15 protein-coding genes and 1 pseudogene are annotated in these 13,889 nt (G+C 67.8%); 9 read left to right on the top strand and 7 right to left on the bottom strand.

All coding sequences use genetic code 11. The features are described 5' to 3' along the window. Positions 1-61 precede the first annotated feature (61 nt). A complete protein-coding gene (locus E3T34_RS13990; protein ID WP_104099538.1) occupies positions 62-868 on the top strand; it encodes a ParA family protein in 807 nt (268 codons plus the stop codon). A gap of 100 nt (positions 869-968) precedes the next feature. Here the strand turns inward: E3T34_RS13990 and E3T34_RS13985 are convergent, their stop codons facing one another. The 5 genes and pseudogenes from E3T34_RS13985 to E3T34_RS13965 form a co-directional block, all read right to left on the bottom strand. Beyond that, complete coding sequence (locus E3T34_RS13985; protein ID WP_104099539.1) at positions 969-1,520, bottom strand: MerR family transcriptional regulator; 552 nt, start codon at positions 1,518-1,520, stop codon at positions 969-971. A 115-nt stretch (positions 1,521-1,635) separates the two neighbouring features. After that, positions 1,636-2,334 carry a MerR family transcriptional regulator gene (locus E3T34_RS13980; protein WP_104099540.1) on the bottom strand — a complete coding sequence of 233 codons (699 nt, stop codon included), beginning with the start codon at positions 2,332-2,334 and terminating at the stop codon, positions 1,636-1,638. After that, on the bottom strand, positions 2,334-2,747 hold the full coding sequence (locus E3T34_RS13975) for an FHA domain-containing protein (RefSeq protein WP_134343398.1): 414 nt from the start codon (positions 2,745-2,747) through the stop codon (positions 2,334-2,336). Before E3T34_RS13975 ends, E3T34_RS13980 begins: the two co-directional genes overlap by 1 nt. A 49-nt stretch (positions 2,748-2,796) precedes the next feature. After that, on the bottom strand, positions 2,797-3,450 hold the full coding sequence (locus tag E3T34_RS13970) for a CDP-alcohol phosphatidyltransferase family protein (RefSeq protein ID WP_255409007.1): 654 nt from the start codon (positions 3,448-3,450) through the stop codon (positions 2,797-2,799). Positions 3,451-3,497: 47 nt separating this feature from the next. Further along, positions 3,498-4,359, bottom strand: a pseudogene (locus tag E3T34_RS13965) (Ku protein). A 68-nt stretch (positions 4,360-4,427) separates the two neighbouring features. Here E3T34_RS13965 and E3T34_RS13960 point away from each other — a divergent pair. Beyond that, entirely contained in the window at positions 4,428-6,926 is a 2,499-nt protein-coding gene (locus E3T34_RS13960) for an ATP-dependent DNA ligase (protein WP_134343339.1), read from the top strand. Between the two features lie 13 nt (positions 6,927-6,939). Here the strand turns inward: E3T34_RS13960 and E3T34_RS13955 are convergent, their stop codons facing one another. Together E3T34_RS13955 and E3T34_RS13950 are read right to left on the bottom strand one after the other, a co-directional pair. Next, positions 6,940-7,386, bottom strand: a complete 447-nt coding sequence (locus E3T34_RS13955) for an NUDIX hydrolase (protein WP_104099545.1) — start codon at positions 7,384-7,386, stop codon at positions 6,940-6,942. Between the two features lie 158 nt (positions 7,387-7,544). Beyond that, entirely contained in the window at positions 7,545-8,072 is a 528-nt protein-coding gene (locus E3T34_RS13950; RefSeq protein WP_104099329.1) for an adenine phosphoribosyltransferase, read from the bottom strand. A gap of 155 nt (positions 8,073-8,227) precedes the next feature. On the opposite strand from E3T34_RS13950, the gene idi reads away from it, so the two are divergent. The 7 genes from idi to E3T34_RS13915 are packed head-to-tail and all read left to right on the top strand — an operon-like array spanning position 8,228 to position 13,875. Then, entirely contained in the window at positions 8,228-8,767 is a 540-nt protein-coding gene (gene idi, locus E3T34_RS13945; RefSeq protein ID WP_104099328.1) for an isopentenyl-diphosphate Delta-isomerase, read from the top strand. Further along, the gene (locus tag E3T34_RS13940) at positions 8,760-9,803 is read left to right on the top strand and encodes a polyprenyl synthetase family protein (protein ID WP_104099327.1); all 1,044 of its coding nucleotides are present in this window, start codon (positions 8,760-8,762) and stop codon (positions 9,801-9,803) included. The genes idi and E3T34_RS13940 overlap by 8 nt, the downstream gene beginning before the upstream one ends. Beyond that, positions 9,800-10,693, top strand: coding sequence for a squalene/phytoene synthase family protein (locus E3T34_RS13935; RefSeq protein WP_134343338.1), 894 nt, complete (start codon positions 9,800-9,802; stop codon positions 10,691-10,693). Before E3T34_RS13940 ends, E3T34_RS13935 begins: the two co-directional genes overlap by 4 nt. Further along, positions 10,690-12,294, top strand: a complete 1,605-nt coding sequence (gene crtI, locus E3T34_RS13930; RefSeq protein WP_134343337.1) for a phytoene desaturase family protein — start codon at positions 10,690-10,692, stop codon at positions 12,292-12,294. Before E3T34_RS13935 ends, crtI begins: the two co-directional genes overlap by 4 nt. Positions 12,295-12,324: 30 nt before the next feature. Then, on the top strand, positions 12,325-12,675 hold the full coding sequence (locus E3T34_RS13925) for a lycopene cyclase domain-containing protein (protein ID WP_104099324.1): 351 nt from the start codon (positions 12,325-12,327) through the stop codon (positions 12,673-12,675). Continuing rightward, on the top strand, positions 12,672-12,980 hold the full coding sequence (locus tag E3T34_RS13920; RefSeq protein WP_104099323.1) for a lycopene cyclase domain-containing protein: 309 nt from the start codon (positions 12,672-12,674) through the stop codon (positions 12,978-12,980). The genes E3T34_RS13925 and E3T34_RS13920 overlap by 4 nt, the downstream gene beginning before the upstream one ends. After that, the gene (locus E3T34_RS13915; RefSeq protein ID WP_104099322.1) at positions 12,973-13,875 is read left to right on the top strand and encodes a prenyltransferase; all 903 of its coding nucleotides are present in this window, start codon (positions 12,973-12,975) and stop codon (positions 13,873-13,875) included. The genes E3T34_RS13920 and E3T34_RS13915 overlap by 8 nt, the downstream gene beginning before the upstream one ends. Positions 13,876-13,889 lie beyond the last annotated feature (14 nt).

The following is a 13,889-nucleotide window of genomic DNA, read 5'->3' as shown; positions in this document are numbered from 1 at the left end:
TGACGTCGCGCACAGCTGACGGTTAGGTTCTCCAAGACTAGTGAAGGTAACGTATCTACTTGTGCACGTACTAAGCGTTAGCTCCCTCAAGGGAGGAGTAGGCAAGACCACGGTAACCCTGGGTCTGGCGTCCGCTGCCTTCGCCCGCGGCGTGCGAACCCTGGTGGTGGACATTGATCCGCAGTCGGATGTGTCAACCGGAATGGACATCGAGGTCACCGGCCACCTCAACATCGCCGATGTGCTCGCCTCTCCCAAGGAGAAGATCGTTCGCGCCGCCATCGTTCCCAGCGGCTGGACGCGCGGCCGCCCCGGCACCATCGACGTGATGATCGGCAGCCCGTCGGCCATTAATTTCGACGGGCCGCACCCGAGCATCCGCGACATCTGGAAGCTCGAAGAGGCACTCTCCACGGTCGAAAAGGACTACGACCTGGTTCTGATCGACTGTGCTCCGTCGCTGAACGCCCTTACCCGCACCGCGTGGGCGGCCAGTGACCGCGTTGCCGTGGTCACCGAACCCGGCCTGTTCTCCGTGGCCGCGGCCGACCGGGCGCTGCGCGCGATCGAAGAGATCCGCCGCGGACTCAGCCCTCGTCTGCAGCCGCTCGGTATCATCGTCAACCGTGCCCGCGTGGCGTCTCTCGAGCACCAGTTCCGGATCAAGGAACTCCGCGACATGTTCGGCCCGCTCGTACTCAGCCCGCAACTGCCGGAACGCACCTCGCTTCAGCAGGCGCAGGGCGCAGCGAAGCCGCTGCACACCTGGCCCGGCGACAGCGCCCAGGAAATGGCGCGCTACTTCGATCAGTTGCTCGAACGCGTGCTGCGCACGGCCCGCATCGGCGAGTACGCGGAACAGCACTAGCCAGGGAGCGTCAGCCGGACAACGTTGACCGGATAGGTTGACCGGATAGTGTCAGCCGCACAGCGTCAGCCGATCGTGTCGACTGCGTGTGAACGCTCCGCTAAGAGACCTTGCGGCTGCCCCGGCGAAGGGACAGCTCGTCCGACGGGTCGATCGGAAGGGTCTCCAGTTCGACCAGGCTCGTTTCGACCTCGCGTAGCACCTTGCCCACGGCGATGCCGAACACGCCCTGACCGCGGCTGACGAGGTCGATGACCTCATCGTCGGAGGTGCACAGGTAGACGCTGGCGCCGTCGCTCATCAAGGTGGTCTGGGCGAGGTCGCTGACCCCCGACTCGCGCAGTTGGTTCACCGCGGTGCGGATCTGCTGCAGGGAGATGCCGGTGTCGAGGAGCCGCTTGACCAGTTTGAGAACCAGGATGTCCCGGAAGCCGTAGAGACGCTGGGAACCCGAGCCGGCAGCACCGCGCACGGTGGGCTGGACCAGGTCGGTGCGGGCCCAGTAGTCGAGCTGACGGTAGCTGATTCCGGCGGCCCGGGCCGCCACGGCGCCACGGTAGCCGAGGTTGTCGTCGAGCTCGGGCATTCCGTCGGTGAAGAGAAGGCCGAGTCCGTAGCGCGAGGCATCGTCACGCTGATTCAGCTCGCTCATACGATGGCCTCTCGGAGGTGGGTCTGCGATACGGATGATCGCTGCATCCACGCTACCGAGGCGGACCGTCCTGATCAACGACATCCGGTCGAGTAAATTGGCGTGTCGGGCTCGACTACTTGGTCAGGCGCCCCAGGGCAGAACGGATTAGACTGCCGCGGATCACTTCGAGCTGGCCGGCGATCTCGACCGCCATTTCGGCGGCCTTAGCCCGGCTCGATGCGTCTTTACGGCGGGAGAGCGGCACGAGGGCACTCTCGATCAGGCCGAGCTCGCGTTCGGCCGCGCCACGGAATCCGCGCAGGTGGCGGGGCTCGATTCCGCTGCGCTGCAGTTCGACCAGGGCCCGCAGCACGCTGAGCGCGTCGTCGCCGTAGAAGTCGGCCGGCAGGATGATCGATGCGGAAACGGCGTCGTGCAGCAGCATCGCGGAGGCCCCTGCTTCGCGCAGCAGTTCGTCGCGGTCCAGCCGGCGGGCGATCGACAGCATCGACGGTCCCGGCGTCACCCCGCCGGGCAGGGTCGGCGAGAGGCCCGCGTCAAGGTCGGCCAGGTAGCCCCGGATGACCTTGAGGGGGAGGTAGTGATCGCGCTGCATGGAGAGGACCAGGCGCAGCCGGTCCAGGTCACCGGCGCAGAATTTGCGGTAGCCAGACTCCGTGCGCGCCGGCGCGACCAGTCTCTGTTCCTCCAGAAACCGAAGTTTGGACGGGGTCAGTTCCGGAAATTCCGGCGTGAGCCGGGCAAGCACCTGTCCGATGCTGAGCAGTGACGTCGCGCCCGGCGCTCTGGCCTGGGCTGCGGACGCGGGCACTACTCGCTCGCCTGAAGCTTGAGGTCGTGCCGCGAGGCGTAGAACGTCAGCCGGAACTTACCGACCTGGACTTCGGCGCCGTCGTGCAACAGCGCGGTGTCGATGCGGACCCCGTCGAAATACGTGCCGTTGAGGGACACCAGGTCTTTCACCTCGAACTTGGATTCGTGGCGCAGGAACTCCGCGTGCTGACGAGATACCGTGACGTCGTCGAGGAAGATGTCCGCATTGGGGTGACGGCCCACAGTGGTCACGTCCGCATCCAACAGGAAACGAGCGCCGGCGTTCGGGCCGCGCCGGACAACGAGCAGCGCCGAGCCGGAGGGCAGAGCCGCGATGGCTTCCTGTTCTTCGGCCGTGACGTCACCGTCGAGTGATGCCAGCTGGGCCGCGAATTCCTGCCCGAACGTCATCGTCGTGTCGGTATTGGAATAGTTATCGGGCGCGGCCTTGCGCTGGGGTTCATTCGTCTTTTTGGAATCGTTCACCGTACACCTCCTGGTCCTCCAGCGTATCGGATGGAACGGGCTGAATTGCCCGCGGAATGCGAATCACCCGGACGGTCTCGACGGCGTAGATTATGCCTGCCCACCAGTAAAGAAACGCTCCCCAGATGCCAAAGGCCCAGCCCACCGGGAGCGACCACCAGGACACCGTGGGGAAGGCCTCTCCCAGCATGATCATCGGCAGGGCGTAGAAGAGGCAGAAGGTCGCGACCTTGCCGAGCTGGTGAACGGGCAGAGGCCCGAATCCGTAATTCGCGAGGATGACGCCGAGTCCGAGCAGGAACACGTCCCGTCCCACGATGACCAGGACGATCCACCAGGGCATCAGGTCGCGCCAGGCCAGTCCGAGGAGGGCGGCGAAGATGTACAGCCGGTCGGCGGCCGGGTCGAGCAGCTGGCCGAGCCGCGTAATCTGGCCGAACCTTCGGGCCAGGTAGCCGTCGAGGAAATCGGTGAGGCTGGCGACCATCAGCACCAGGAGCGCCCAGGCATCCTCTCCCCGCACCAACACGACCAGAAAGACCGGCACCAGCGCAAGGCGCAGCATGCTGAGCAGATTGGGCAGGGTGATCACCTTTGAGCTGACGCCGGTTCCCTCTGCCCCTGTCACAATCATCGAGTCTACCGACGCGGCGGCCGAACCGGAATGCGGCCTCGTCAGTTTCCCGACACCCGTTTATGCCCCTTGTCGGCGCGTTTCTCGGATTTATCCGACGCGCCCGGCTTCGCCTGGCCGCGGCTGCGCTCCACGCTGCGGCGGAGGGCCTCCATCAGGTCGAGCACCTCTCCCCCGCCTTCCTCGCCTTCCCGGGGTTCGCGGCCGAAGGTGAGCTCGGTGTCGAGGGCTTCGCCCGCGGCGAGCTTCGCCTCGAGCAGTTCGCGGAGCTGGTCCTGGTAGTCGTCCCGGAAATCCTGCGGCGAGAACTCGGCGGCGAAGGAGTCAACCAGTGCGGCCGAAAGCTCGAGCTCCTGGGCGGAGATGCGCACCGACTCCTGGAGCATCGGGAATTCAACGGCCCGCACCTCGTCGCCCCACAGCAGCGACTGCAGCAGCAGCACGTCCCCGCGCACCCGGAGGGCACCGAGTCGGGTCTTCTGCCGCAGCGCGAACCGCACGATCGCGGTGCGGTCGGTGGCGTCGAGCGCCGCGCAGTAGAACGTAGGCCTTGGGTGAGCCGGAGGGTTCGAGAAAATAGCTGCGCTCGAACATGATCGGGTCGAGCTGGTCGCTCGGCACGAACTCGACGACCTCGATCTCGCGGCTTCTCCCGGCCGGCAGCGTGCGCAGATCCTCGTCGGTGATGACAACCGTCTTGTCGCCGCTGTCCCAGGCCTTGTCGATGTGCGCATAGTCGACGACCCGTCCGCAGCGCTCGCACCGGCGCTGGTAACGGATGCGCCCGCCATCGGCGTCGTGCACCTGGTGCAGGGCGACGTCGTGGTCTTCGGTGGCGCTGTAGACCTTGACGGGCACATTGACCAGCCCGAAGGTGATCGCGCCCTTCCAGATCGATCTCATCACTTCAGTACACACCCGGTGCGCCGAGAGGGCTAGGCACGCTGTGGCCGCGAGAGCATGCTGGAGCTATGAACGAGCGGCCGCCCTCCCCTGACTCCCGCCAGGTCGTCACCGTCGGCGGACACCGGATCACACTCACGCATCTCGACAAGGTGCTCTACTCGGAGTCGGGGACCACGAAGGCCGACGTTCTCGGCTACTACGCGTTCATCGCCGACGTGATGATCCCGCACACCGCGAACCGCCCGGCGACCCGGAAGAGGTGGGTACACGGTGTGGGCACCCGGGACGCACCCGGACACGTGTTCTTCCAGAAGAACCTGGACCAGGCGACGCCGAGCTGGGTGAAACGCCGGCCGATCCAGCATTCGAACCACGTGAGCGAGTACCCGCTGGTCAACGACCTCGCGACGCTGACCTGGCTCGCCCAGATCTCGGCGCTGGAGATCCACGTTCCACAGTGGCAGTTCGGCCGGGGTGGACGCCCGCGCAACCCGGACCGACTGGTGATCGACCTGGACCCCGGCGACGGGGTCACCCTCGACGAGTGCGCGGAGGTCGCCCGTCTGGCCCGGGCCATCCTGCGGGACATGGGCCTGGACCCGCTGCCGGTCACCAGCGGGTCGAAGGGCATCCACCTCTACGCACCGCTGGACCTCACGCACACCTCGGACCAGGTCTCCCAGGTCGCACACGAGCTGGCCCGCGCGCTCGAAGCCGACCATCCGGACCTCATCGTCAGCGATATGAAGAAGGCTCATCGACCGGGGCGGGTGTTCGTGGACTGGAGCCAGAACAGCGCCCACAAGACGACCATCACCCCGTATTCGTTGCGCGGAACGCTGCATCCGATGGTGGCCATGCCGCGCACCTGGCGGGAACTGGCCTCCCCCGGGCTCGCACAGATCGACTACAAGCAGGCGATGCACCGGGTGCAGCGTAGCGGGGACCCGCTGGCCGCGCTGCTCGAGGCACATTCCGGCCGGGGCACCACGGATGCCGGTGGTGCCGGTGACGAGACCGGTAAAGGCGCCGGGGCGGGAGCCGGTGCGCTGGCCGTCTACCTCGGCAAACGAGACGCTTCCCGCACCTCGGAGCCGATGCCGACCGGTGCGCCGGACGCATCCGGGGGTCGGTCATTCGTCATTCAAGAGCACCACGCCCGCAACCTGCACTACGACTTTCGGCTCGAGCACGACGGGGTGCTGACGTCGTGGGTGTTGCCGCGCGGGGTGCCGACCGATCCGGCGAAGAATCGGCTCGCCGTGCGCACCGAGGACCATCCGCTCGAATACGCCACGTTCGAGGGTGATATCCCGGCCGGCGAATACGGGGCCGGCACCATGAGCATCTGGGACCACGGCAGCTACGAGCTGGAGAAGTGGCGGGATGACGAGGTGATCGCCGTGCTGCACGGCGAACCGGGCGGCAGGCTCGGTGGCACGCGGCGCTTTGCCCTGATCCGCACGAAGGGCACGGACGTGGCCGACCGGAACTGGCTGATCCACCTGATGAAGACACGGCCGGCCCGGCGGGCCGGGGACGTGGGCACCGAGGCGGGCGCGACGGCCAAAACGGGCGGCCGGTCCGCACGCCGCACACAATACGGGCCCATGCTTGCCACGCCCGGTTCCATCGCCGACCTGTCCGAAGACGACGAGTGGACCTACGAAATGAAGTGGGACGGCATCCGCGCGCTCGCCTATCTCGGAGCCGCCGGCCTAGGCCCGGACGTGCGCTTGTTCACCCGGAACGGCAGCGACATCACGCACGCGTATCCCGAGCTGGTGCGCGCGTTGCCGGGAGCGGTTTCGGCCGACTTTGCGGTGCTCGACGGGGAGATCGTCGCGATGGACGCGGGCGGGCGGCCGAACTTCGGGCTGCTGCAGACGCGGCTGGGCCTGACCGGTCGCCGACAGATCGAAGCGGCCGAGGCATCCACCCCGGTGCGGTTTCTGGCTTTCGACGTGCTCGAACGTGACGGGGAGCCGCTGCTCGACCTGACGTACACGGCCCGGCGCCGCGTGCTCGAGGAGATTGTCACCGGGTCCGGTGCGGTGCAGGTGCCGCCGGTCTTCACGGGCGACTCCACCCAGGCCGTGGCGACCAGCAGCGAGCTTGGCTTCGAGGGGATCGTCGCCAAGACCCGGGACGGGCGCTACGAGGCCGGTCGGCGGTCCCGATCGTGGATCAAGATCAAGCACCATCGCACCCAGGAGGCGGTGATCGGCGGGTGGCGACCGGGCAACGGGCGCCGAGCCGACACCGTGGGCTCCCTCCTCCTGGGGATTCCGAACGGAGACACGCTGACCTATATCGGCCGGGTCGGCACCGGGTTCCGGGACGCAGACCTCAAGGACCTGCGGGCGCGACTGGATGCCATCGCTGCGGTGGACAACCCCTTCACCGGCATCCCGCCCGCCGGCGCCCGCGATGCGCGGTGGGTGCGCCCGGTGTTGGTGGGCGAGGTGGAATTCTCCGAATGGACCAGCACGGGGCGAGCGCGCCACCCGGTCTGGCGCGGTTGGCGGCCGGACAAGTCACCGGGCGAGGTGGTGCGGGTTTAATGGCGGTGCGGGTTCAGAGGCGGGCGAGTAGGGCCGGCCAGCTGGTGGCGAAGCCCGGATGCAGCGGCAGCGCGTCGACCTCGTGGCGCGGTACCCAGCGCAACGCGATGCTCTCCTGGTCGCTGATCACGGGTTCGAAGCGCTTCGTGGCGCGCACCACGACCGTCGTGTACGACCAGAAACCGAGGTCGAGCACGGAGCTGAACTGCACGGAGACCAGCTCCGGGGGCACGCCGGCCTCTTCACGGGCCTCCCGCAGAGCCGCTTCGAGCGCACTCTCGTGTTCGTGGCGCGCCCCGCCGGGCAGCCCCCAGGTGTCACCCTGGTGGCTCCAAAGCGCGCGGTGCTGCAGCAGCACCCCCAGCTCCTCGTGGTGCACGAGCAGGCCGGCCGCCCCGAAAAGACCCCAAAACTTGCGGCCGTCGGGCCCGTACACCCACCCGTCACCGTTTGTGCTCATGGCTCAAGCATGCGCCACGGTCCCGTGAATACGCACCGTGTTGAGTTGCGTTCGACTCGCGGCGCAGGCTTTGGATGGTGGCGCACGGTAGGACGTGTGCCGGCTTTCGAAGGGTGCGCCACGACGAGCGAGCCGCGCCGGGTGGGTACCTGGGCGGGCTAGAGGGCGACGATGGCGTGCACAGGAGCGTCGCCGAGGCGCGTTCGGCCGACCAGTTCGGTCAGCTCCAGCACGACGCCGACGCCGGTCAGGCGGTAGCCGGCGCGCTCGATGAGCCGGGCGGTCGCGGCGATCGTGCCGCCGGTGGCCAGCACGTCGTCGACGACCAGCACGCGGGAACCCGGCGCGAGCTGGCCGATCTCGAGCTCGAGGCAGGCCGAGCCGTACTCGAGGTCGTACTCCTCGCTCAGCACCGATCCGGGGAGCTTGCCACCTTTGCGCACGACGAGCACGGCGACATCCGCCGCGTAGCCGATCGCCGCGGCCAGCAGGAAGCCGCGGGCCTCAATGCCGGCCACCGCGTCGAATTCACCCTGGAACCGGCCGGCGAGCTCGTCGATCAGCGCTCGAAAAGCGGCGGCGTCGGCGAACACCGGGTTGAGGTCGCGGAAGAGGATGCCCACTTGCGGAAAATCCTGGTACGAGGCGAGAAGGGCGTTGACATGGTCTGCAGCGGGGGTGGGCACCCCACGAGTTTAAGCGTGCGGCCGACGGATTCCGTGCGGGCCTCCCGACGCCCCTCAATGGACGGTTCGGACAGGGCCCCGTGCTAGCCTCGCATTTGGCTAATCAGATTAGGTATTTTCCGGTATCTTGACTGAATCACCCGAAGGGATGGCTAATGCGGCCGGTCGAAGTGCTCGAAGAACTCGTGGTCCTGCTGGACGAGTCCGGCCGCGAAATCGGCACGGCCCCGAAGCTCAGTGTGCACGACACAGACACCGCGCTCCACCTCGCTTTCTCCTGCCACGTGCTCAATCCGGCCGGCGAGGTTCTCGTCACCCGACGCGCCCTGTCGAAGAGGACCTGGCCGGGCGTCTGGACCAATTCCTTCTGCGGCCATCCGCTCCCGGGCGAGGAATTTCCCGCTGCCATCGAGCGGCGCGCGCTGTTCGAGCTCGGACTCTCGATTGCGAACCTGACGGTCACCCTGCCTGACTTCCGCTACCGCGCCGTCGACAGCAGCGGCATCGTCGAGAACGAGATCTGCCCCGTCTACCTGGCCCGCGCCACCGGCGAACCCGTACCCAACCCGGACGAGGTCATGGAATTTGCCTGGGTGGAGCCGGCCGCCCTGCAGCGCTCGGTGCGGGACGCCCCGTGGGCGTTCAGCCCCTGGTTGGGGCTGCAGCTCCAGGAATTGACCAGTTTCGATGCATGAAATTCAGGCGCTCGGGGTAGGGACGGAGTTGCAGCGTTTTTTCGCCGCCGCCCGCCTGCGTGCCAGCGACTACGGCGAACACTATGTCGCGCTCTGGGACTCTCTCGAGCAGGCCAGCAGCGGCGGCAAGCGTGTGCGCCCCGCACTGGTGCTGGCTGCGTTCACCGGCCTCGGCGGCACCGACCTCACCCTGGCCACTCCGGTCGCGGTCAGCTTCGAACTGTTGCACACGGCCTTCGTGATCCACGACGACGTGATCGACCACGACCTCGCCCGCCGCGGCGTGGCCAACATCGCCGGGCAGTTCACCGAGCGCGCCCTCGCCCACGGAGCCGGCGACCAGGCCGGGGCGTGGGCCGCGACGGCCGCGATCCTGGCCGGCGACCTGGCGCTGAGCGAGGCCCACCGCGCCCTCGCGATGCTGCCGGTCGAGCTCGAACTGCGCGGCCGCCTGCTCGACCTGCTCGATCGAGCGGTGTTCGTCTCCGCTGCCGGGGAACTGGCGGACGTCACCAACGCCGCGTCGAAGCATCCGCTCACGGTGGCCCAGGTCATCTCCACCCTGGAGCAGAAGACGGCGGTCTACTCGTTCGAGGCTCCCCTGCAGGCCGGCGCCATCCTGGCCGGCGGCTCGGCCGAGGCGATCGACGTGCTCGGCGCCTACGGCCGCCTGATCGGCGTGGCCTTCCAGCTGACCGACGACGTTCTCGGGGTCTTCGGCAACCCGGAGAAGACCGGCAAAAGCGTGCTCACCGACCTGCGGGAAGGCAAGCAGACGACCCTGATCGCCCACGCGGGCACCACCCGCGGCTGGCCAGAGATCGCCCCCTTCATCGGCAAGGCCGACCTCACCGAGGCGGAAGCGGACACCGTGCGCGGCCTGCTTCGTGACTGCGGTGCCCTGCAGGCAACGGATGAGCTGGCCACCGACCACTGCACTCGCGCCGTGGCCGCGCTCGACACGGCCGCCGTACCGGCGCCCCTGCGCGCGCTGCTCACCACCCTGGCAGGCACCGCCGTGAATCGCAGCCGATGAAACGTGACAGCCCCGACGACCACACCGGCATCGCGAAGTACAACGCCGCGGCCCGGGCCAGCTCCGCCACGGTCATCGGCCACTATTCCACCTCGTTCGGCCTCGCGGCCCGTCTCCTCGAGCCGCGCGTGCGCAGCCAGGTGCGCACCATCTACGCCCTGGTCCGGGTCGCCGATGAGATCGTGGACGGCGCCGCAAGCCAGGCCGGCGTGAACGTGGACGGCCAGCGCGACCTGCTGGACGCGCTCGAACGGGAGACCAGCCAGGCGATGGGGTCGGGCTACAGCACCAATCTGGTCGTGCACGCCTTCGCGGCGACCGCCCGGGAAGCCGGAATCGACACCAGCCTGACCACACCCTTCTTCGCCTCGATGCGCCGGGACCTCGACCCGTCGCCGTTCGACGCGGCCGGAGTGGCCGAGTACATCTACGGTTCGGCCGAGGTGATCGGGCTGATGTGTCTGCGCTGCTTCGTGCAGGACACGCGGTGCACGACCGATGAGCTCCAGGTTCTCGAGGCCGGTGCCCGGAGCCTCGGCGCGGCCTTCCAGAAGGTCAACTTCCTGCGCGACCTCGCCGCCGACCGGGACGCCCTCGGCCGCAACTACTTTCCCGGTGTGAACCTGCTGACCATGACCGAAACACAGAAGAACGAACTCCTCGACGACATGGACGCCGACCTCGACGCGGCGGCCCGCGTGTTGCCCATGCTCCCGGTGGGGAGCCGCCGCGCGGTCACCGCTGCACACCACCTCTTCGCCCGCTTGTCGGCGAAGCTGCGAGTCACCCCCGCGCGAGAACTGATGAGCGCCCGGGTACGGGTGCCGGATCCGGAGAAAATCATGATTGCACTCACCGCGTCGTTCGGACCGGGAGCGTGGAAGCGATGAGCGCACCGACCAGGCACACCGTTGTCATCGGCGGCGGCATCGCCGGACTGGCCAGCGCCGCGCTGCTGGCCCGGGACGGCCACCAGGTCACCCTGCTCGAGGCGCAGGCCACCCTCGGCGGCCGGGCCGGCTTCTGGGACGTCGACGGCTTCCGGTTCGAGACCGGGCCGTCCTGGTACCTGATGCCGCAGGTGTTCGACCACTTCTACCGGCTGTTCGGCACATCCTCCGCGGAACAGCTCGACCTGACCCGCCTCGACCCGGGCTACCGGGTCTTCTTCGAGGGCACGACGGAGCCGGTGGACATCGCGGCCGAGCGGGCCGACAACATCCGTCTGTTCGAAAGCCTCGAACCCGGTGCGGGCGCGGCCCTCGACCGCTACCTCGTCTCGGCCAAAGAGACGTATGACATGGCAGTCAAACGGTTTCTGTATACAAGCTTCGCCTCCTTCACACCCCTGCTGGTTCCGGATGTCCTGAAGCGGCTCGGTCGGTTGGCCCGACTGCTGCTGCAGCCGCTGGACAAGTTCGTGGCCGGCTATGTGAAGGACCACCGTTTGCGCCAGATCCTCGGCTACCCGGCCGTGTTTCTCGGCTCCTCGCCCGACCAGACCCCGTCGATGTACCACCTGATGAGCCACCTCGACATGGCCGACGGCGTGCTCTACCCGCAGGGTGGGTTCACTCGGCTGATCGACAGCATCGCCGACATCGCGAAAGCTCAGGGCGTGACCGTGATCACCGAGGCGACTGTGACGGCGATCCACACCACCCCGGGCGCCGCAACCGCCGTCGCCGGGGTCAGCTATCGCACGGGCGACGGCACCAGTGTCACCCTCGACGCCGACACGGTCGTCTCGGCCGCCGACCTGCACCACACGGAGACCGAGCTGCTGCCGGCATCCGCGCAGACCTACCCCGAGCGCTGGTGGCAGAAACGCGTCTCCGGTCCGGGCGCCGTGCTCGTGATGCTCGGCATCAGGGGAGACCTGCCCGAGCTGAAACATCACAGCCTGTTCTTCACCAGGGACTGGGCCGAGAACTTCGGCCGTATCTTCGGCAAGAAGACCAGCGTGCCCTCGCCGGCCTCCTTCTACGCCTGTATGCCCAGTGCCACCGACCCGGGAGTCGCCCCTGAGGGCTACACGAACATGTTCCTGCTGGTGCCGATCCCCGCCGACCCGGGCCTCGGCCACGGCGGGATCAACGGCCAAGGCTCGGCCGCGATCGAGAAGATCGCGGATGACACCGTCAAACAGCTCAGCGACTGGGCCGGCATTCCCGACCTGGCGGAGCGGATCGTGGTGCGCCGCACGGTGGGACCCGGCGACTTCGCCGACGACCTCAACTCCTGGCGCGGCGGGGCCCTCGGCCCCGCGCACACCCTGCGGCAGAGCGCATTCCTGCGCGGCTCCAACGCCTCCGCGAAGGTCGACGGTCTGTTCTACGCCGGCGGAACCACCATCCCGGGCATCGGACTTCCGATGTGCTTGATCAGCGCTGAAATTCTCCTCAAGCGGATCAACTCGGACACGAGCACGGGACCGCTCCCGGAACCGCTGCCGAACTCCGTGCGGGCGCCGCTGCCGGAAGCCCAGTGACTTCGGCAGCACAGTGAATCCGGTAGTGCTGTGACCTTCGCGTATCTGCTGACCCTGCTTCTCAGCCTGGGGGCGATGGTGCTGCTCGACCGTCGCTTCCGGCTGTTCTTCTGGCGGAACCCGGTGCGAGCTGCCATCGTGCTCGGCGTCGGGTTGGTGTACTTCCTCGTCTGGGACCTCTTCGGAATCGGCCTGGGCATCTTCTACCGGGGCGAGACGACCCTGATGACCGGTCTGCAGCTGGCCCCGGAGCTGCCCGTGGAGGAGTTCTTCTTCCTCACCTTCCTCTGCTACCTCACCATGAACGCCGTGCAGGGGGCGCGCCTGCTGCTCGGCTCCCGGGCCGAACGGGCCGGCGTCGACGAGGGGAGCGACGGGTGACCTACCTGCTCCTGAACACCGTCTTCCTTCTGCTCGCCACGGCTGTGTTCCTCACGGCCGTGCGCCGCGGCAGGCTCTCCCGGCACAGCATCCGTGCCGCCGGGATCGCCATGGCCGCCGTGCTCGTGCTCACGGCCGTTTTCGACAGCATTATGATCGGGGTCGGACTGGTCGACTACGATCCCAGCCGCATCTTTGGATTGCGGATCGGCCTGGCCCCGATCGAAGACTTCGCCTATCCCGTTGCGGCAGCGCTCCTGCTGCCCGCGCTCTGGGCTCTGCTGGAAAGAAAACCGAATGACTGAGACTCGCACCCCACCGCTCTGGAAGACCCGGCAGGTGCTGCTCTCGTCACGGCCGCTGAGCTGGATCAACACGGCGTTCCCGTTCGCCGCCGCGTATGTGGTGACGACCGGCCGGGTGGACGCCTTGCTGCTGGTGGGCACCCTCTTCTTCCTCATTCCGTACAACCTGCTGATGTACGGAATCAACGACGTCTTCGACTACGAGTCCGACCTGCGCAACCCGCGCAAGGGCGGCGTCGAGGGAGCCATGCTGGACCCGGTCCTTCACCGCACGGTGCTCGTCTCCGGGATCGTGACGGCTGTGCCCATGCTGGTGGTGATGCTCGTCCTGGCCGGCGCGGAGCATCCGTGGTCATGGTTCATTCTGGCCGTGAGCCTGTTCGCGGTGGCCGCGTACTCCGTTCCGGGACTGCGGTTCAAGGAGCGCCCGATGGTGGACTCGATCACCTCGAGCACCCACTTCGTCAGCCCCGCCGTCTACGGTCTCGTGGTGGCCGGCGCCGTCGTGACGCCCGGCCTGGTTGCCCTGCTCGCCGCGTTCTTCCTCTGGGGCATGGCCAGCCACGCGTTCGGCGCCGTGCAGGACGTCGTGCCCGACCGGGAAGGCGGCATCGCCTCGATCGCGACCGCGCTCGGCGCCGCGCGGACCGTGCGCCTCGCGATCGCATTCTGGGCCCTGGCCGGACTGCTCATGCTTGTGACCGGCTGGCCCGGGCTGCTGGCCTCGGTGCTCGCGGTGCCCTACATTCTGGCGGCCTGGCCGTTCCGGTCGGTGTCGGACGAGCGGTCCGAGACCGCGAACGCCGGCTGGACGCGTTTTCTCTGGCTCAACTTCCTGACCGGATTCCTGGTGACCATGCTGCTGATCGCCTGGGGGAAGCTCGGGCCTTTCTAGGGTGCGGGCCGTTC

The sequence above is a fragment of the Cryobacterium sp. TMT1-62 genome (assembly GCF_004403145.1).
GTDB lineage: Bacteria > Actinomycetota > Actinomycetes > Actinomycetales > Microbacteriaceae > Cryobacterium > Cryobacterium sandaracinum.
This window is presented reverse-complemented; position numbering and strand designations above follow the sequence as displayed.